21 protein-coding genes and 1 riboswitch are annotated in these 17,505 nt (G+C 47.7%); all 21 genes read right to left on the reverse strand.

The genetic code is table 11. The annotated features are described in order from the left end of the window. Positions 1–38 precede the first annotated feature (38 nt). A complete protein-coding gene (locus NYE37_RS08800) occupies positions 39–578 on the reverse strand; it encodes a spore maturation protein (protein ID WP_037997541.1) in 540 nt (179 codons plus the stop codon). Between the two features lie 25 nt (positions 579–603). Further along, positions 604–1,206 carry a nucleoside recognition domain-containing protein gene (locus NYE37_RS08805; RefSeq protein ID WP_037997539.1) on the reverse strand — a complete coding sequence of 201 codons (603 nt, stop codon included), beginning with the start codon at positions 1,204–1,206 and terminating at the stop codon, positions 604–606. Between the two features lie 7 nt (positions 1,207–1,213). Then, a complete protein-coding gene (locus NYE37_RS08810) occupies positions 1,214–2,362 on the reverse strand; it encodes a D-alanyl-D-alanine carboxypeptidase family protein (RefSeq protein WP_369792463.1) in 1,149 nt (382 codons plus the stop codon). 105 nt (positions 2,363–2,467) lie between these two features. Then, complete coding sequence (ytfJ, locus tag NYE37_RS08815; RefSeq protein WP_037997536.1) at positions 2,468–2,914, reverse strand: GerW family sporulation protein; 447 nt, start codon at positions 2,912–2,914, stop codon at positions 2,468–2,470. Next, positions 2,915–3,565, reverse strand: a complete 651-nt coding sequence (locus tag NYE37_RS08820) for a DUF2953 domain-containing protein (RefSeq protein ID WP_037997533.1) — start codon at positions 3,563–3,565, stop codon at positions 2,915–2,917. Positions 3,566–3,681: 116 nt separating this feature from the next. Continuing rightward, complete coding sequence (locus NYE37_RS08825; protein ID WP_037997530.1) at positions 3,682–4,137, reverse strand: PTS sugar transporter subunit IIA; 456 nt, start codon at positions 4,135–4,137, stop codon at positions 3,682–3,684. A 115-nt stretch (positions 4,138–4,252) separates the two neighbouring features. Beyond that, positions 4,253–4,864 carry an SMC-Scp complex subunit ScpB gene (scpB, locus tag NYE37_RS08830; RefSeq protein ID WP_037997528.1) on the reverse strand — a complete coding sequence of 204 codons (612 nt, stop codon included), beginning with the start codon at positions 4,862–4,864 and terminating at the stop codon, positions 4,253–4,255. Next, positions 4,864–5,619: a segregation and condensation protein A gene (locus tag NYE37_RS08835; RefSeq protein WP_198050620.1), complete on the reverse strand. Its 756-nt coding sequence runs from the start codon at positions 5,617–5,619 to the stop codon at positions 4,864–4,866. Before NYE37_RS08835 ends, scpB begins: the two co-directional genes overlap by 1 nt. Before the next feature lie 18 nt (positions 5,620–5,637). After that, the gene (gene ribH / locus NYE37_RS08840; protein WP_037997524.1) at positions 5,638–6,108 is read right to left on the reverse strand and encodes a 6,7-dimethyl-8-ribityllumazine synthase; all 471 of its coding nucleotides are present in this window, start codon (positions 6,106–6,108) and stop codon (positions 5,638–5,640) included. A gap of 18 nt (positions 6,109–6,126) precedes the next feature. Then, positions 6,127–7,323 carry a bifunctional 3,4-dihydroxy-2-butanone-4-phosphate synthase/GTP cyclohydrolase II gene (locus NYE37_RS08845; RefSeq protein ID WP_037997522.1) on the reverse strand — a complete coding sequence of 399 codons (1,197 nt, stop codon included), beginning with the start codon at positions 7,321–7,323 and terminating at the stop codon, positions 6,127–6,129. Positions 7,324–7,334: 11 nt separating this feature from the next. After that, a complete protein-coding gene (gene ribE, locus NYE37_RS08850; protein ID WP_049719976.1) occupies positions 7,335–7,982 on the reverse strand; it encodes a riboflavin synthase in 648 nt (215 codons plus the stop codon). A 15-nt stretch (positions 7,983–7,997) separates the two neighbouring features. Further along, positions 7,998–9,113 carry a bifunctional diaminohydroxyphosphoribosylaminopyrimidine deaminase/5-amino-6-(5-phosphoribosylamino)uracil reductase RibD gene (ribD, locus tag NYE37_RS08855; protein ID WP_037997516.1) on the reverse strand — a complete coding sequence of 372 codons (1,116 nt, stop codon included), beginning with the start codon at positions 9,111–9,113 and terminating at the stop codon, positions 7,998–8,000. A 169-nt stretch (positions 9,114–9,282) separates the two neighbouring features. Beyond that, positions 9,283–9,416, reverse strand: a riboswitch (FMN riboswitch). Between the two features lie 117 nt (positions 9,417–9,533). Then, positions 9,534–10,502 (reverse strand): COX15/CtaA family protein, encoded by a 969-nt coding sequence (locus tag NYE37_RS08860; RefSeq protein WP_049719975.1) that lies wholly within the window; start codon positions 10,500–10,502, stop codon positions 9,534–9,536. A 185-nt stretch (positions 10,503–10,687) separates the two neighbouring features. After that, positions 10,688–11,041 (reverse strand): stage V sporulation protein AE, encoded by a 354-nt coding sequence (spoVAE, locus tag NYE37_RS08865; RefSeq protein ID WP_037997515.1) that lies wholly within the window; start codon positions 11,039–11,041, stop codon positions 10,688–10,690. 31 nt (positions 11,042–11,072) lie between these two features. Further along, complete coding sequence (locus NYE37_RS08870; RefSeq protein WP_198050618.1) at positions 11,073–11,489, reverse strand: stage V sporulation protein AB; 417 nt, start codon at positions 11,487–11,489, stop codon at positions 11,073–11,075. Further along, entirely contained in the window at positions 11,473–12,102 is a 630-nt protein-coding gene (locus NYE37_RS08875; RefSeq protein WP_037997511.1) for a stage V sporulation protein AA, read from the reverse strand. Before NYE37_RS08875 ends, NYE37_RS08870 begins: the two co-directional genes overlap by 17 nt. Before the next feature lie 100 nt (positions 12,103–12,202). Then, the gene (gene sigF / locus NYE37_RS08880; protein ID WP_037997510.1) at positions 12,203–12,973 is read right to left on the reverse strand and encodes an RNA polymerase sporulation sigma factor SigF; all 771 of its coding nucleotides are present in this window, start codon (positions 12,971–12,973) and stop codon (positions 12,203–12,205) included. Between the two features lie 9 nt (positions 12,974–12,982). Continuing rightward, positions 12,983–13,438, reverse strand: a complete 456-nt coding sequence (spoIIAB, locus tag NYE37_RS08885; protein ID WP_037997507.1) for an anti-sigma F factor — start codon at positions 13,436–13,438, stop codon at positions 12,983–12,985. Continuing rightward, the gene (gene spoIIAA / locus NYE37_RS08890; protein WP_037997504.1) at positions 13,435–13,788 is read right to left on the reverse strand and encodes an anti-sigma F factor antagonist; all 354 of its coding nucleotides are present in this window, start codon (positions 13,786–13,788) and stop codon (positions 13,435–13,437) included. Before spoIIAA ends, spoIIAB begins: the two co-directional genes overlap by 4 nt. Positions 13,789–13,910: 122 nt before the next feature. After that, the gene (locus tag NYE37_RS08895) at positions 13,911–15,101 is read right to left on the reverse strand and encodes a D-alanyl-D-alanine carboxypeptidase family protein (protein WP_049719973.1); all 1,191 of its coding nucleotides are present in this window, start codon (positions 15,099–15,101) and stop codon (positions 13,911–13,913) included. Between the two features lie 117 nt (positions 15,102–15,218). Further along, positions 15,219–17,486 carry an immune inhibitor A domain-containing protein gene (locus NYE37_RS08900; RefSeq protein WP_138615015.1) on the reverse strand — a complete coding sequence of 756 codons (2,268 nt, stop codon included), beginning with the start codon at positions 17,484–17,486 and terminating at the stop codon, positions 15,219–15,221. Positions 17,487–17,505: the final 19 nt, after the last annotated feature.

Below are 17,505 nucleotides of genomic sequence, written 5' to 3' on the forward strand. Positions count from 1 at the left end.
TTATAAAACCCGGTATCGCAGAAAAAGCCTTTCTCTGCTTAACCGGGTAAAAAAATCAATGTACAAATGATCCAGGCAGCCAAAAATCCCGCCAAGTCCGCCCACAAACCGACTTTCAGCGCATAGAGCGAATTGCGGATCCCCACGGCGCCAAAGTAAACCGTCAGCACATATAAAGTGGTATCGGTACTTCCCTGAATGGTGGATGCCAGTTTTCCCAGAAAGGAGTCCGGCCCGTAGGTGCGAAGAACGCTTTCCACAAAGGCCAGGGAACCGGTTCCGGAAATCGGCCGCAAAATCCCAATCGGAACCACTTCTTCCGGAATCTTCAGCCAACCGAGCACCGGCTTCAAAAATTGCAAATAAAACTGCAAAGCGCCGGTATCCCGGAAGATGGAAACAGCCACCATCATACCGACCAGGTGTGGAATAATCGAAATCGCTGTCGGGAATCCTTCCTTGGCCCCCTCGACAAAACTGTCATAAACGGGAACCTTGCGAAACACGGCATACAGCGGAACAAACACCACAATGGCCGGCAACATCAGATTGGAAACAAAACTGATGATTTCAAACATCTGATTTACCCTCTTCCCTGTTTGATTACTTCTTCAGCCGCCCGTTCTCGTCAAACGTGCGCTTTCGGTAATAACGATCCAACAGGATGGCAAAAGAAGTGGCAAGCAAGGTGGCAAGCAATGTCGGGCCGATAATCTCCGTCGGGTTCACCGAACCGTGTTTCAACCGGATCCCGATAATTGTTGTCGGAAGCAATGTCAGTCCCGAGGTGTTCAGAGCAAGCAAAGTGCACATCGCAGGAGTGGCCGTCTTCCGGTCGGGGTTCAATTTTTGCAACTCTTCCATTGCCTTGAGTCCCATGGGGGTCGCGGCATTTCCCAATCCAAACAGGTTGGCGCTCATGTTCGATAAAATGTAGCCCATCGCCGGATGATCATGAGGCACGGATGGAAACAAAAACCGGGCAACGGGACGCAAAATCTTCGCCAGCTTTTCCAACAAGCCGGCATCTTGGGCAATCCGCATCATCCCCAACCAAAACACCATGATACTGATCAGTCCCAGACAAACGGAAACCCCTTCTTCCGCACCATTTAAGGCCGCTTTTGTCACCAACTCCAACTTCCCCTGCAGTGCCGCTGCCACCACCCCGCTTAAAATCATAAAAATCCAAATATAATGGATCATTTTTGCTTCACCCTTTTTTCCAAAGCATCAGCCCGAAGGATTGGAACCACTTTTTCATCATGGATGGTTCGGGCTCCATTTCGACTTCCAAAGGAACCGATCCGATCAATTGCCGGTTCACGTAAATCCGGGCGCTTCCCACTTGCATGCGGTCGCTTGTCACCAGCCGGAGAGGATAACTGATGACCGGCTTTACCGTAACCTGTTTTTTTTCTTCTTCCGTCAGCGGATAATCAAAGGAAGCACCGGCGACAACCCGGAACTTTTTGTGATCATCCGTTTCATATGCCTGACCGGACAGAACCTGTCCTTTTTTCAATAAGGAGACCAAATCATAATGCTGAAACCCGTACTCCAGCATGTTCATGGAATCTTTCCAATCATCCCCGTCATTCAAAGTGACGGTGATTAACTGGTGGCCGTCTTTGGTCGCAGAAGAAACCAGCGTTCTTCTCGCCTTTTTGGTGAACCCCGTTTTAACGCCGTCCGCCCATTTATAAAAGCGCAACATCTTATTCTTATTGTAAAATTTTCTTTTCCATTTTTCGCCAGGCCAGGACACCGTCTTGACCTCTGTTTTGACAATTTCCTGAAAAACCTGATTTTTGAGTGCGTATGCCGTCAATACGGACAAATCTTTGGCCGATGAATAATGCCCCTCTTGATCCAGACCGTGCGGATTGGCAAAATGCGTGTTTTCCAGACCCAGATAGGCGGCTTTTTCATTCATCAAATAAACAAACCCTTCCACCGATCCGCCGATGTGTTCGGCGATCGCCGTTGCCGCGTCATTTCCGGAACGCAACATCAGTCCGTACAACAGGGTGCGAAGCGGTATTCTTTCACCGGCTTTCAGATAGATGGAAGAGCCTTCCACTCCTTCCGCATTGGGGCTGATGGTCACTGTTTCATCCAAATTCCCGTTTTCAATCGCAATGATTGCCGTCATGATTTTGGTCAAACTGGCAATCAACATGGGTTCCTCTGCATTCTTCTCAAATAAAACACGGCCTGAAGAAGCATCATACAAAATGGCGGCTTTTGCCCCGGGAGCCAAATCCCCTGTCACTTCGGCTCTTGCTCCTTCCGGCCAGACAAAGATCATCATCAAGATGGCTGTGACAAGCCCAACCGAACAGATCCGCCCCAGAATCAAATGATCTCACCCCACTCCCGTTCGGGTTTGTACAAATATATGCACTCCGGACAAGATTATGTAAAAAAACGACACTGCCCCGGGCTGTGCCGTTTTGTATCCGGTTTACTTTTCACTTTTATCACTTTTTTTAACCATGTTTTTCAACTGCTCCACAAATTCAGGGACCGTGTCAATCAGGCGGTCATATAAATGGGTTTGTTTATCCATGTTTAACACACGAATTCCTTTTTCACTGACAACAAGAAATGCAACCGGAGTGACAGAGACGCCTCCGCCGCTTCCTCCACCAAACGGAAGCTTTTCTTGGCTTTTTTCAGTGGAATGTCTGGAATTCCCCCGCTTTTCCTGATCTTCCCCCTCTTTATCATCCGAATGTCCTCTGAATTCACTTCCTCCCGCTGCAAATCCAAACCCGACCTTGGAAACCGGAATGATGACTTGGCCATCCTGCGTCTCCACCGGATCACCGATAATGGTATTGACATCAATCATTTCACGAATATTTTCCATGGCAGTTTCCATCAAGTTTTGAATAGGGTGCTCAGACATTTATTGGATCCTCCCTTTCCGCATATGATCTGATAAACGTTTCACAGCAAGGATAGCATGCCCGATCCGGAACCGGATTATACTGTGAAAGTAGGTTTCCAATATCGCTTCATTGAATCTTGGATCCACCTTTAACTCCGGTTTGGCATTCCACCGGATTTGATTTCCCAGCCAACTGAGAAGCATCCACTTAAAGCTCCATGCCAATCCGGTTAAAAATCCCGCCTCTGCTGCATCCCCCGTTCCGATCTTGGTGTTCCAAACGAATTTTTCACAGGTGATCTTTCCAAAGAACCACCGCATGATTCGTTGAAAATCATGGTACCGGTAAAGAATCTGGCGATATTCAAAATGAAATTTCTTGACTTTCCGTTTATCAATGTGAATCGATTTCTTTTTCGTTTTGGTTTCTTTCTTGCCAATCTTACCGGTCACGTTCTGCTTGAGGGCCACCCCTTCATCCAAACCACCCCATAGGATTTGCGGCAAATTGTATTGAAATCTGAGCAATCCGCCAAACATCTTCACTTTGATTTTGCCAAAATCATTTTGCGCTTCCCGTTTAAACAACAATTCAATTTGAATGTTGGAAAACCAAGTTCCGATGAAGAAGACCAGCAACAACACAAGAATGATCAGAAAAAAAATCAACCCCACCACCTGCCATCACTGGGTAGTTTGGGCAAGATGACGGGTGAATATACAATATTATCCAACAAATTTTTAAACCGTCCGGCCTTTTTGAAAAAATTCCGACCACTAAGTTGCTAATTGCACTGTTTTCTTGAATATTGATGAATCAGTTCTTCAATTTCTTCAATTTTTTCGGTATGTATCATCCGTTCAATATTTTTCTCTTCAGACAATAATTGAGATAAATCCGACAATGCATGTAAGTGAAACTTTTGGTCGATGGCTGCTAAAATAATAATCAGATGCACCTCTTGTCCTCTTCCAAAAGAAACACTCTTCTTTAACCGCAAAAGACTCATGGATAACCGGTTCACTCCCGCATCCGGTCGCGCATGGGCAATGGCCACATGGGGTGTCAAAACCACATAGGGGCCCAGCGTTTCGATAATATGGATCATGGCTTTTACATATTCCGGCTCAATCCATCCTTTTTTTAACAGGGGTTCGGATGCATATTGAATCGCCTCTTTCCAATTGCGGACTTCCTCTTTTAAAACAATGGTATCCCTCGTGATCAATTCATGTAACAAATTCAGCCTGCCTCCTCTCCGATCCAGCCATTCACGTTTTTTTCATCTTAAAAGCGTTTACAAAAACGGCAATTTTTCTTTTTTGTTTTTAAAAAAGGAGGCCGGCCGGCCTCCTTTAAACGGGAGATCCTTCATCCGTCTCCGCCTCTTCCATTTGTTCCACACCCAAACGCTTAAACAAATCCTGGCGCTCTTGTTCCCATTCCTGCCAATCAAAGATGGATTCCGGCGGGGGAAGTTCTTCGATATCGTTGAGTCCGAAATAATCCAGAAAATCTTTGCTGGTTCCGTATAAAATCGGGCGTCCCGCTCCTTCCGCCCTGCCGGCTTCCCGAATCAATCCCTTTCGCGAAAGGACTTGCAACACCCGTTCGCTTTTGACCCCCCGGATCTCTTCAATCTCGACACGCGTAATCGGTTGTCGGTATGCGATAATGGCAAGGGTTTCCAATGCCGCACGGGACAGCCGAGAACGGTTCGGGGCTTGGGCCATCTTTTCAAAGTAGGACGCATGTTCGGGCAATGTGGTCATTTGGTAAACTTGGGCCACTTTGACGATTTGAATGCCTCTTTGCTGTTCCTTATAGTCGACCCTGAGATCATGCAAACATTGTTCCACTTCGTGTTTTTCCAAGCCGGTCACATCCGCCAGTTCTTTAATGCTCATTCCTTCTTCTCCGGCTGCAAACAAAAGACCTTCCATCACTGCTTTCATATCCCGGCTCATCAAGGCTGCACCTCCGCCTGCAGTCGTTCCACCCGGATTTCCCCAAATATATGTTCCTGATAACAAACGATCCTTTTTAATTTCATCAATTCCAGAAGCGCCAAAAAGGTCGTGATCACCCGTTCTTTGGTGGCGGTTTTCCAATCGATCAGTTTGGAAAAAAGCAACTGCCCTTTTTCTGTCAAAAGCGCATCAATTTCATTCATCCGGTCACTGACCGAAATCTCTTCCCTGGTCAACTTGGCTTCCGGCTCATGGGTTTCCCGGTCTTTCAGCGCCTCGACAAATGCCTGCAACAAATCGTCCGGAGAAAGCCCTTCAACCGGGTTTACTTCTGGTGTGTAGGCCGTCAGATCCATCGCCGGACGGGAATAAATTTTGCTTCTTTCTTCTTCCCTCTGGCGCAACACTTCCCCCAAACGCTTGTATTTCTTATATTCCAGCAACCGTTCGACCAGTTCCGTCCGGGGATCTTCAAACCATTCATCCTCTTCCATCATAAAATCTTCTTCAAAAACCTCTTGCTTGGGCAGGAGCATTTTGCTCTTGATGGCCAAAAGAGTTGCCGCCATGACCAAAAACTCACTGGCCACATCCAGCTTACTCTCTTCGGCTTCATTTAACACTTGCATATATTGTTCGGTAATTTGCGCAATCGGAACCTCATAAATATCCACTTCCGAGGTTTCGATTAAATGCAACAACAAATCAAGAGGCCCCTCAAACATATCCAGCTTAATTTTTACTTCTTCCATATGATAATCGTTACCCCATCAACGATTTAACTGTTTCATCAAATCAGCCATTTCGATGGCTGCCAGTGCACTTTCCCATCCTTTGTTTCCAGCTTTGGTGCCGGCTCTTTCAATGGCTTGCTCAATGTTTTCGGTGGTGATCACTCCAAAAATCACCGGCAGTTGATGACGCACGCTCGCCGCCGCCACTCCTTTGGAAACTTCATTGCATACATAATCGTAATGGGTGGTGGCGCCGCGGATCACACATCCCAACGCGATCACCGCATCGTATTTTTTCGATTGAGCCAATTGATCGGCAATCAGCGGAATTTCAAAAGCTCCCGGCACCCAAACGATATCAATGGCATCGTCTTCGGCTCCATGGCGTTTCAAACCGTCAACGGCTCCATTCACCAATTTGCCGGTGATAAATTCGTTAAACCGTCCGGCGACAATCGCAAACCGCATTCCTGTTGCCACAAGCGTTCCTTCATATACATTTGGCATCCTTGTTTCCTCCTCTTTTTACAAATGCAACATGTGACCCAATTTTTCCTTTTTCGTTTCCATATAACGACGATTATTTTTGTTTGCGGGGATTTCCAGAGGAACCACCTCTGTCACTTCCAGACCGTAACCTTTCAAACCGGTGATTTTCCGCGGGTTATTGGTCATCAGGCGCATTTTCCCCACGCCCAAATCGCGCAAGATTTGCGCGCCAATCCCGTATTCACGCAAATCATCGCGGAATCCGAGACGCAGGTTGGCTTCCACCGTATCCAAGCCTTCTTCCTGCAGTTTGTATGCTTTTAATTTATTGATCAAGCCGATTCCGCGCCCTTCTTGCCGCATGTAGAGAAGCACGCCTTGTCCGGCTTCTTCGATTTTCCGCATCGCTGCATGCAACTGGGGTCCGCAGTCGCATCGTTTGGATCCGAAAACATCCCCCGTCAAGCATTCGGAATGAACACGGACCAGGACGGGTTGATCCGGGTCAATGTCTCCTTTGACAAAAGCGACGTGTTCTTTTTCGTCAATTTCATTGGTGTAACCGATCATTTGAAACTCGCCGTATTCGGTCGGCATCCGAACCGACACGATGCGCTCGATCAATGTTTCTTTTTGCCGCCGGTATTGGATGAGATCTTGAATGGTAATCATTTTCAATCCAAATTTCCGGCTCATTTCTTTCAAATCGGGCACACGGGCCATGGTTCCGTCTTCTTTGATCACTTCACAAATCACTCCGGCCGGATATGCCCCGCACAACCTCGCCAAATCCACAGCTGCCTCGGTGTGGCCTGCACGGCGCAACACACCGCCTTCACGGGCAATCAGCGGGAAAATGTGTCCCGGGCGCCGGAAGTCTTGGGCTCCCCGCTTGGGATCGATCAATTGCATCACCGTAAGCGACCTTTCAAAAGCCGAAATCCCGGTCGAGGTTTCCATCGCGTCCACCGATACGGTAAAGGCCGTTCCGTGCCGGTCTGTATTGTGATTGACCATCAGGGACAAATCCAATTCCCGGGCACGTTCTTCCGTCATCGGCACACATACCAGTCCCCGCCCGTGGGTGATCATAAAATTAATGGCCTCCGGCGTCGCTTTCTCGGCGAGCACCACCAGATCCCCTTCATTTTCGCGATCTTCGTCATCCACCACAATAATGATTTCTCCCTTTTTCAAGGCGGACAGCGCTTCTTCAATCGTATCAAAAGACATGGTATCCCCCCTTATCCGATAAATCCGTGTTCTTTCAGCATCTCCCGGGTAATCGGCGAACCGGAACCGGTTTTATTTTCAAACCACTTATGCAGATATTTTCCAATCATATCCACTTCGATATTCACCATATCTCCCTGCTTTGCATCACGCAATTGGGTATGCTTGTAGGTATGCGGGATCAAGGACACCGTAAAGTCATGATCACTGACCTCCACAATCGTCAAACTGATGCCATTGACGGCCACGGATCCCTTTTCAATCATGTATCGGGTCAATTGCGGGCTGGTTTCAATCCGGTACACAACGGCATTTTCATAAGGGGTCTTCGACAGGATCGTACCGACTCCGTCCACATGCCCCTGAACAAAGTGGCCGCCCATTCGTTGTCCGGCGGCAACCGCCCGCTCCAGATTGACCAGATCCGACACATTCAACTTGCCCAGATTGGTCCGTTTCATGGTTTCAGGCATGGCATCGGCCATAAAATAGTCACTGCCCAGCTGTGTAACCGTCAAACAAACCCCGTTGACGGCGATGCTGTCTCCCAGTTGGGTGCCCTCCAAAACCTTCCGGCACTGAATGGTCAATTCCATGGTCAGCGGATTTTTACGCAACTGCTTGATCCGTCCCACTTCTTCAATGATTCCTGTAAACACATTGACGCCCCCCTTCTAACCTTGTGCCGGCTTTTCATAAGAAATATATCCCGTAAGCAAGAAATCTTCCCCGAAGCGCCGGATCTCCGTGTGTTTTAAAGAAACAGCCTCCTTCATCCGTTCGGGATTCTCTCCCGCAATGGCGCTTTTGCTGTCTTTGCCACCCAATAATTTGGGGGCAAGATAAGCCATCACCTTTTGCACGTGGCCGCACCTTAAAAAGGATGCATTGACCTGGCTGCCTCCTTCCACGATCAACGATAAAATCCCCTGCTGTCCCAAGTAAGACAACACTTCATCGATATCGACCCGGTCTTCGCTTTGGGTCACGATCACTTTGACCCCTTTTTCGATCAACCGGTCCACTTTGCTCCGGTCACAGCGGGGCGTTGTAAAAATCCAGGTCGGAGCAGCTTGAGTGTTCACGATTTGCGCATCCAGCGGGGTGCGAAGCCGGCTGTCCAAAACGATCCGCACCGGTTGCCGGACCGGCTCTCCGTCGATCCGTGCGGTCAATTGCGGGTCGTCTGCCAAAACCGTCCCCACGCCCACAAGAATCGCATCACTTTTTTTGCGGATTTGATGCACATGTGCCCGCGACTCATGGCCTGTGACCCACCGGCTGTCCCCGTTGTATGCTGCAATCTTTCCATCCAGGGTGGTCGCCATCTTGAGCGTGACAAACGGTTTTTTGGTTTTCCGGTGGTGAAAGTATGCTTCATTCAGCCGCAAACATTCTTCGCGCAAGATCCCTTCCACCACTTCGATTCCGGATTCGCGCAGCCGCTTGATCCCCTCACCGGACACTTTTTCATCCGGATCCACACACCCCACGACCACACGCCGGACCCCGGCTTCGATGATGCGCCCGGTGCAAGGCGGCGTGCGCCCGTAATGATTGCACGGCTCCAAAGTCACATAAAGCGTGCTGCCTCTGGCATCATCCCCGGCCATGTTTAATGCATGGACTTCCGCGTGCGGTGTGCCGGCCTTTAAATGGGCTCCGGCTCCGACAATTTGCCCGTCCTTGACCACGACGGCCCCAACCATCGGATTCGGGGAAGTTTGACCCTCCGCCGCTTCGGCCAGTTGCAATGCCAAACGCATCCAGGTTTCGTGTGTCGTCAGCATCCTTCTCTCCTTATTCTTTTTTGTCGAAGCAAATAAAAAACCTCGAATCTTTATGAATTCGAGGCAGTCACGGAAGAAACAGCTGTGTATCCTGAAAGTAATAATTTTGCATACAGAAATAAGCCTTTAACAAATGTGAAAAAATTCACAGGTTAAAGGTACACATCTGTTCATCCTTCTCCCATCCAGACTTTCACTGTCGGTTTCGGAGTTGCACCGAATCCACCGCCAACGCGGGTCACGGACTGAGGCAAACGTGCCATCACCGCCGGTCGGGAATTTCACCCTGCCCCGAAGGATGTGAAAAATCCATATCCAATTTTCACACCTTACCAATGAGTATAGCTTATCTTCAGCAGATTGTCGATATCTCTTCTTTTTAAACAAAAAAATGAAGGTGAAAATCCACCTTCATTTTTTTCAGCTTGTCTGCCCGACTCCCGTCGAAACATCGGGCAAATGCGTTTTTTTGCTCCAGGGTAAGCCGATTTGCATGCACATATACGAAAGGACGGCAAAGAACGCCGAAATAATGGTGGTATGCAACAACTCGGCCATTAATTTTCCGCCCGTCCAGACAATAATCGCACCGCTTAATGCCTGGAGTGTGATCAAAAGAAACGCAAGCCAACCCCCGTGCACCAAATCTTTCCGGTCACGATGTTTTTTCAAAATAAAAATCAACGTGCCGAGGACAAGGAAAAAGAGCAAAAATGCAAAGTAACGGTGAAGCAAATGAATCTCAGCCAGGGAAGAAAAGCCTGGGAAAACGGTCGGGCCGCATAACGGGAAGGAATAGCCGCATCCCATCGTCGCCTCGGAATGGCGTACCAAAGCTCCGGTATACACCACGATATAAGTGTAGGCAGCCAAGCCCCAAAGCCATTTGGCCAGCAGGGTGTTCCTCATATCCATGAGCCCGTTCTTCTTCCCGGGTTTGGACAATTGAAACAGATAAACCGTCAGCAAAATCACACTGGCAAATGAAATAAGGGAAAAGCCGAAATGCAAGGCCAGCGAGAAGTTTTTGGCAAACGTGCCTTCAAAAACAACCGTCAATGCTCCGAGAATTCCTTGAAACACGACAAAAAACAAACTTAAAAAACCCAAAACCTTCACACGTTTATTCTCTTTAAACGCCATCCAGGACCAGACCGTCAGAATCAGGATCAACAAACCGTCCACTCCCGAGACAATCCGGTGGCTGTATTCAATCACGGTTTCCATCGGCAAACTTTCAGGGATCAGTTTTCCATGACAAAACGGCCAGGTGTTGCCGCATCCTTTCCCTGATTCCGTAGCGCTTACAATGGCTCCAATCGCCAACATGAAGTAAGCGCCAATCGAAGTGATGATTCCGAATATCTGCAATGCGCGCAGTTGCTTCATCTTTTGATTCCCTCCCTCCGACGAGGAAAAAATGTTCACAACTGATCATACCACAAATTTTGGCGAAAAGCCGCATAGGGACAAAAACGGCAAAAACTTATCACAACTCCGTAAAAAAAAGAGTGGAAACCCCCACTCATTTATGCTTAAAATGTATTTTTATATGTTTTTATCAACTGTTTTTATCAACCTTTGGGCTTGAAAATCGCCGCTGTCAGAAAGCCGAAGATAATGGCCGCGGATATACCGGAACTTGTGATTTGAAAGATCCCTGACAACACCCCGATGAATCCGTTGCGATGTGCTTCCGACAATGCCCCGTGCACCAATGAATTTCCAAAGCTTGTAATCGGAACCGTTGCGCCGGCTCCGGCAAACTGGATCAACGGATCGTACAATCCGAATCCGTCCAACACCGCACCGGCAACCACCAATAGGCTGAGGACGTGTGCCGGTGTCAAATTGGTTAAGTCAATCAACAACTGTCCAATCACGCAAATCAACCCCCCCACCAAAAAAGCAGCCCAATAAGAACCCATTTCTCATACACCCTTTCTTTCTTGATCAGTATCAAAAAAACATCCATTCCGCAATGGAACCGGCCACTTTGCCGAGTGCCATTGCCAGCAGAAAATAAACCAAATAACCTTCCATGTTCAAACGCTTTGCCATAATCGGGATGACGTTTACCACCTCTGTCAGTGCCGCCGCCAAAAGGCCGACAAACACCCCCATGAACAGGCCGACGATCAAAGTGAAAACACCTGGCATCGAAAGCGAAAACGAACGAAAGTCCAACCAGGTAAAAAACAAAACGCCAAGTCCGATGCTGTACTCATAGAGGGCGATCATTTGTGGTGTCCTTGTCACTTGTGCCAGTCTCGGAACAATGTCAAGCACGGTTATAAAAGCGACAAAACCGCCACCGACCACCGTCCCTCCCGCCAGACCGATGATGATGAGAAGCAAGTCATGGAACAGATTCATGGCAACCGGAATCCTCTTTCCGCTTTTCATGATCGATCATGTATTGTTCAATATTTTCCTGATACAGGAACATCTCCAGCTCCAACGGACTTGGTTCTTCTTTCAACCGTTTTTTAATCAAGCGGTTAAAAAAGACAAAAATGCCGATCCCGATGCCCAACGAATAAGGAATTTGCATGATCAAGGGGGATGATTTATGTTCCCCGGTAATCAGATAATAAATTCGTTCATGAACCTGGGGCATGCTGACATCCATGTGAAAATTCATGATGGCCAGTCCGGAACCGATAAATAAAAGAATCATCACCATCAGGACAAGGATGATCGAAGGCGGCCGCAAATTGCCGGAGATCTCAACCAATGTTTGCGGCGGCCCCGCATGACGAACATCCAATGCCGGAAAATGTTTGTGGATGATGTCCATGACATCCATCACATCAATCACATAAAAACTCCCATGCTGTACCTGCGGGTCATAAATGATTAAATCTTTGACTTTGCATGCAATTTCCTCTCGCGCAGAATCCAACCGGGAAATATCTTTCAGATACAATGGTTGCCCAGGTTTTATGACGACTTTCTTTTTGAGACGGATGGTTAACATGTCTTTCATCTGCGGGCAACTCCTTTAAAAAAACACTTCGATCATCCGTTAGTATGTGCAGAACTGGTAAAATATAAAAAAGCACCGTCAAGGTGCTTGAAGCCTGAAATTACCGGTTTTCTTTCTGGATATCCAGCTCCTGTCGCATTTTGGCAATAATTTTTTTTTCCAACCGCGAGACCTGAACTTGGGAAATGCCCAGCCGGCTTGCCACTTCGGACTGTGTCTGGTCTTTGTAATAACGAAGATAAACGATTAACTTTTCCCGATCGCTCAAACGATGAATCGCTTCTTTGATGGCCAGCTTGTCAAACCAGGTGGTCACCGGCTCGTCTGCAATCTGGTCCATCAAGGTAATCGGGTCGCCGTCATTTTCGTAGACGGTTTCATGGATCGAAGCAGGAGCCCGGTTGGCTTCTTGGGCAAAAACAATCTCCTCGGGGTCCACTCCCATCTCATTGGCAATTTCCTGAATGGTCGGCAAACGCCCGTATTTTTTGGACAAATGGTCTTTCGTTTTGCGGATGCGGTTGGCCATCTCCTTTAACGACCGGCTCACTTTCACCATTCCATCATCACGCAAAAACCGCTGTATTTCGCCAATAATCATCGGAACGGCATAAGTGGAAAATTTCACGTCATAGTTCAAGTCAAATTTATCCACTGCTTTCAACAAACCGATACATCCGATCTGGAATAAATCCTCCGCCTCATATCCGCGGTTCAAAAACCGTTGCACCACCGACCAAACCAACCGAATATTATGACGAATCAAACGGTTCCGGGACTCCATGTCCCCGTTTTGACTGGCCTGAATCAGTTTTTTCACTTCTTCATCCGACAAATGGCTGTGCCTGTTGTTGTATACATCCGGTTCCATAGGCATCCCTCAATGAGCCATCGTCTGCTGACGGCTTTTCAAGTATTTCACCATGTGAACGGTTGTGCCTTTCCCCGGTTTGGAATGAATCATCACTTCATCCATGAAATTTTCCATGATGGTAAATCCCATGCCCGACCGTTCCAATTCCGGTTTGGACGTGTAAAGCGGTTGTCTGGCTTCGTTGATATCTTCAATGCCGATGCCCTGATCGGAAATGGTGATGCTGATTTTTTGCCCCTCGATATCCGTCCGGATATAGATGACCCCATCCTCTTTTTCTTCATATCCATGAATCACCGCATTGGTCACCGCTTCGGAAACAACCGTCTTGATCTCGGTCAATTCCTCCACCGTCGGATCCAATTGAGAGATAAAAGAAGCGACCGTCACTCTGGCAAACGCTTCATTTTCCGAACGACTGCTGAATTTCAATTCCATGAAATTTTTCCCTGTTTCGCTCATGACGCCACCCCGCAAGCTGAAATTGCATGCTTTTCATTTTCGTATGTAGGCAAAATTTTAAATAACCCCGACATTTCCATCAAGCGGTATACAGGCGGCTGAATGGAACAGAGAATCATTTTTCCTCCCAACTGGGAAACTTTTTTATAACGCCCCAAAATCACACCCAATCCGGAACTGTCCATAAATTCCAAACGGGCCAGATTCAACACCAGGTGGCGAAACTCCCCTTTTTCCAATTCGGCTTCAATCGAAGCACGCACTTTTTCGGCATGATGATGGTCAAGTTCTCCGGCCAGCCGGACGATCAAAACCTGACGGTCGGAATCCATTTGCAGGGATAAGCTCATCTCTCCCGCCCCTTTCTTTTTTTCCCATATCTTCTATGATTTTTCGGCCCTTTCCTTCCGTCTGCAAAAAATAACCAAAAAATGAGGATTCCTGACAAGATTGTCCAGAATCCTCTTTCCTTCTACATCTGTGTATTCACATCATCCGGCAAAAAAAGCATTTCTTTCAAACTTCGCTTCACAGAGGTCCAGAGGTTTGCTTTTTGGATCTCCATGCTGCTGATCAAATTCCACTCGGCAACAACTTGTCCGTCCTTAACGATCTGCAGTTTTCCAAGACGGTCTCCTTTTTTGACGGGAGCCTTTAAATCCTCCCAAACCCATTTCTTTTGATAATCACGGATGGATTCGCCTTTTTTTATCAACATGTCGATCGGCTGTTTGGCTTCAATGCGGATTTTGTCCGGATTTCCTTTATCAATCCGTTTTTCCGCGATCAAATCCCCTTTGTTGTAAATCCGTTGGCTTGTGTAATGGTTAAATGCATGATCCATCATCGAGGAAACTTCCTGATTCCGCTTCTTGACATCTGGTTCGCCCATCACCACGGCGATAAACCGGAGATTGTTCCTTTTGGCCGTGGCCGTCAAGCAATATTTCGCCTCGGAAGTGTATCCGGTTTTCAACCCGTCCATTCCCGGATAAAACCGGACCAATTTGTTGGTATTGACCAGCCAGAACGGTTTTTTCGAATTTTTCCTCAGGTAATCTTCGTAAAGTCCCGTATAGTTGGTCACTTTGGGATAAGAAAGAAGTTCCCTGGACATCACGGCAATATCATAAGCGGAAGAGTAATGGCCTGATGCCGGCAATCCGTTGCAATTTTCAAAATGTGTATTTTTCAGTCCCAATTCCTTGGCTTTGTCATTCATCATTTTCACAAAACGCTCTTCCGTGCCTCCCAAATATTCCGCCAGTGCCACTGCCGCATCATTGGCTGATGAAATGGCCATCGCCTTAAACAAGTCATGGACGGTCATTTGTTCCCCCGGTTCGAGGAAAATCTGGCTCCCGCCCATGGAAGCGGCATGTTCACTGACACGCACCGGATCCGACCAGGATATTTTCCCCTGATCGATTGCCTCCATGACCAGTAACATGGTCATCACTTTGGTAATGCTTGCAGGAGGCAACGGTTGATGGCTGTTTTTTTCGTACAACACTTTTCCCGTCCCGGCATCCAGCAGAATGGCGGAAACGGCTTCCGGCGCCAAATCGGTTTCCGCCTCTTCGGCCGAAACCGGTTGTGACGGGATCAACGAAACGGCCATCAAGCCGAGCGACAGGATTAAACAGCTGAGCTTTTTCAGCATTCCAATTCCCTCCCCAATAGCAGTATCTATAGTTTGAACCACGAGCCGGATAATTATGCCAAAAAAGAAAAGACTTTACCGCTAAAAGCAGCAAAGTCTTTTTTCAGTCATTGCTTTTTATTTTTTGGATACTTCCACAATCACTTCTTTTTCACCGTTTTTCACTTTTTTCAAAGCGATTCCGATTCCGTAATGGGGCAGGATCTTTCCTCCGTCCGGATTAAACGGGCTGGTGTAATCGTGTCCGTCATAAAACGCCGGAATTCCCGGCAACGGATCATACTTCATGTAGGAACCGTTGAACTCGATATCGATAGGGGAAGTCTTTTTGAATCCGAAAGCCGCATCATTGATTTGATACCGGGTGTCCGCCACGGTTCCGTCGTTCCAGTAATGCCCGCGTTGATGGGCATCAACCACGCCGAGGAAACCTTCTCCCGGATGGAGCCCCGTCATGTTGTCTTCTCCCCAACGGGCATCATAAAACCAGACCACCATTCCGGGATCATAACTCAACATGGTTTGTCCGCGGCGAAGATGCTTCAGGGCCAGATCCATTCCGTGATGGGTTCGCCATTCCACCAAGTAATATTGTTCAAAGGGAATTTTGGACCCGTCAAATACTTTGAAACCATCCAGTGTGAATTTTGGATCGCCTTCGGCATCATCGGAAAAGACCATTTTTCCATCTGCGGTGACAGCGATATTGTCCACATAGAACCCTTCCATCATCAATCCGATATCCGTGACGTAATTAAATTCGATTTTGATTTTTTTGCCGGTGTACGGAGTCAAATCCAACTCTTCTTCAACCCATTTGCCGTTGGTGTCATCATCGTATTGCCGGATGGTTTCCTTTTTCCCGTCGGCATAAACATTGACATACAAGAAATCATAACCTGCCTCAATCTGACGCCACGATTCAAATTGCAATTTCGCTTCCGAAGCATGGGTCAAATCAATTTCCGCCGATGTCAGCTTTGTGTTCAGCATATTTCCTTTGTCAGAGAAATACGATTTCTTTCCTCTTGGCTGGGTCGGCGGATCCACCAGCTGGTCCGGCAGGTTGATTTTCAGGATTTTTCCTTTGCTGGATTGCGCCACCGCTTCTTTTAACACCGCCGCTCTTTTTTGGTGCAGTCGGTCGTAATCTATGACAGTGGCGATCGGCCAGGTTCCGCCGTAAGTTTCTTGGAAATACAGTTTTGCCCACGGGCTGAATCCGGTCGGTTCGGTCCCCGGGATTTTCCCCGTCCAACTGCCGTAAGACATCAAAGACCAAGCCTCGATCGGGGAACCGGCTCCGGTGTATCCGGTGTCATATTCATCCGGCAATCCGAGATTATGGCCGTATTCATGGGCAAAGACACCGGCCGCACCATCTTCCGGCTGAATGATATAATCAAAAGCCTTTAAATTGGTTCCCGGAATCGGAACCGGCTCCGGACCGATCACTGAACGGTGGGACCAAATCGCGTCTTCGCCCAAATCGCCGCCCCCCGCTTCTTCGCCTTCACCGGAGTGGACAATGAACAGGTTGTCCAACAAGCCGTCCGGTTCCATGACATCGCCGTCATTGTCAAGATCATACGGATCCCGTTGGTCATACAATTCCTCTTTTCCGGCAATTTGTTGGCCGACGGCCGCCAACGTTTCCATCACCAACTCACGGGGACGGGCATCTTTTAATTCATAATCCCCTTGGTCCTGGTGTCCTCCATAATATTTCGCTTCATGCTTTGCTTGAACCCAAGGGGTCACTTCGCCAACCACATTCCAGTACCCGACGGATTGTTCGAGATAAAATTGGCGCAAGGACGGGATTTTCTCCCCGTTATCCATGGTAAATCCATCGCGGTTGAACAACAGCTGTTCGTAATGTTCCGGATTAAAATCTTTCACCCAAAACTGGTTTTCTTTCTTTTTGATGGAATTGTGCGGAAAATCAGGAAATTCAATCAAGGCCACAACCGCGCGGTCATTAAAAGATTTTTTGTTCTCTTTCAGTGCTTGAACGGTATTTTCATCGATTTTGCTGATTTTGTCGAATACTTTTTGTTGGATCTTTTTCTTCCCTTTGTATGCTTCTTCACCAAATTTGGAAGAAGTGTCGATCCCTTCGGTTTGGCTGAAAGGAACACTTCCGTCCATCACGTATTCTTTCACGGCTTGGTTGATTTCCTCAGGGCTTGCATCTTGATCCAGTTTCCCCTTCTCTTTCAAATGCTGAATCAATGCATTTTCATTCACCAATGACCAATCAACCCGTGTTTCCGCTTCTTTTGCTTCCACTTTTTCCGTCCATCCCGCCACCGGCGACATAACAATGGATCCGAGCAAAAGTGAAGAAGAAAGAAGGGCAAACACCTTTTTCGTTTTCTTCATCGGTTTCCCCCTTTGATTA

Origin of the sequence: Thermoactinomyces sp. FSL K6-2592 (assembly GCF_038006465.1) — a bacterium.
GTDB classification, from domain to species: domain Bacteria; phylum Bacillota; class Bacilli; order Thermoactinomycetales; family Thermoactinomycetaceae; genus Thermoactinomyces; species Thermoactinomyces vulgaris.

Coding starts and splice junctions, on each gene's coding strand:
- NYE37_RS08800 (WP_037997541.1), bottom strand. CDS start 578: ATGTTTGAAATCATCAGTTTTGTTTCCAATCTGATGTTGCCGGCCATT.
- NYE37_RS08805 (WP_037997539.1), bottom strand. CDS start 1,206: ATGATCCATTATATTTGGATTTTTATGATTTTAAGCGGGGTGGTGGCA.
- ytfJ (WP_037997536.1), bottom strand. CDS start 2,914: ATGTCTGAGCACCCTATTCAAAACTTGATGGAAACTGCCATGGAAAAT.
- scpB (WP_037997528.1), bottom strand. CDS start 4,864: ATGAGCCGGGATATGAAAGCAGTGATGGAAGGTCTTTTGTTTGCAGCC.
- NYE37_RS08835 (WP_198050620.1), bottom strand. CDS start 5,619: ATGGAAGAAGTAAAAATTAAGCTGGATATGTTTGAGGGGCCTCTTGAT.
- ribH (WP_037997524.1), bottom strand. CDS start 6,108: ATGCCAAATGTATATGAAGGAACGCTTGTGGCAACAGGAATGCGGTTT.
- NYE37_RS08845 (WP_037997522.1), bottom strand. CDS start 7,323: ATGTCTTTTGATACGATTGAAGAAGCGCTGTCCGCCTTGAAAAAGGGA.
- ribD (WP_037997516.1), bottom strand. CDS start 9,113: ATGCTGACGACACACGAAACCTGGATGCGTTTGGCATTGCAACTGGCC.
- NYE37_RS08860 (WP_049719975.1), bottom strand. CDS start 10,502: ATGAAGCAACTGCGCGCATTGCAGATATTCGGAATCATCACTTCGATT.
- spoVAE (WP_037997515.1), bottom strand. CDS start 11,041: ATGGGTTCTTATTGGGCTGCTTTTTTGGTGGGGGGGTTGATTTGCGTG.
- NYE37_RS08870 (WP_198050618.1), bottom strand. CDS start 11,489: ATGAATCTGTTCCATGACTTGCTTCTCATCATCATCGGTCTGGCGGGA.
- NYE37_RS08875 (WP_037997511.1), bottom strand. CDS start 12,102: ATGAAAGACATGTTAACCATCCGTCTCAAAAAGAAAGTCGTCATAAAA.
- sigF (WP_037997510.1), bottom strand. CDS start 12,973: ATGGAACCGGATGTATACAACAACAGGCACAGCCATTTGTCGGATGAA.
- spoIIAB (WP_037997507.1), bottom strand. CDS start 13,438: ATGAGCGAAACAGGGAAAAATTTCATGGAATTGAAATTCAGCAGTCGT.
- spoIIAA (WP_037997504.1), bottom strand. CDS start 13,788: ATGAGCTTATCCCTGCAAATGGATTCCGACCGTCAGGTTTTGATCGTC.
- NYE37_RS08895 (WP_049719973.1), bottom strand. CDS start 15,101: ATGCTGAAAAAGCTCAGCTGTTTAATCCTGTCGCTCGGCTTGATGGCC.
- NYE37_RS08900 (WP_138615015.1), bottom strand. CDS start 17,486: ATGAAGAAAACGAAAAAGGTGTTTGCCCTTCTTTCTTCTTCACTTTTG.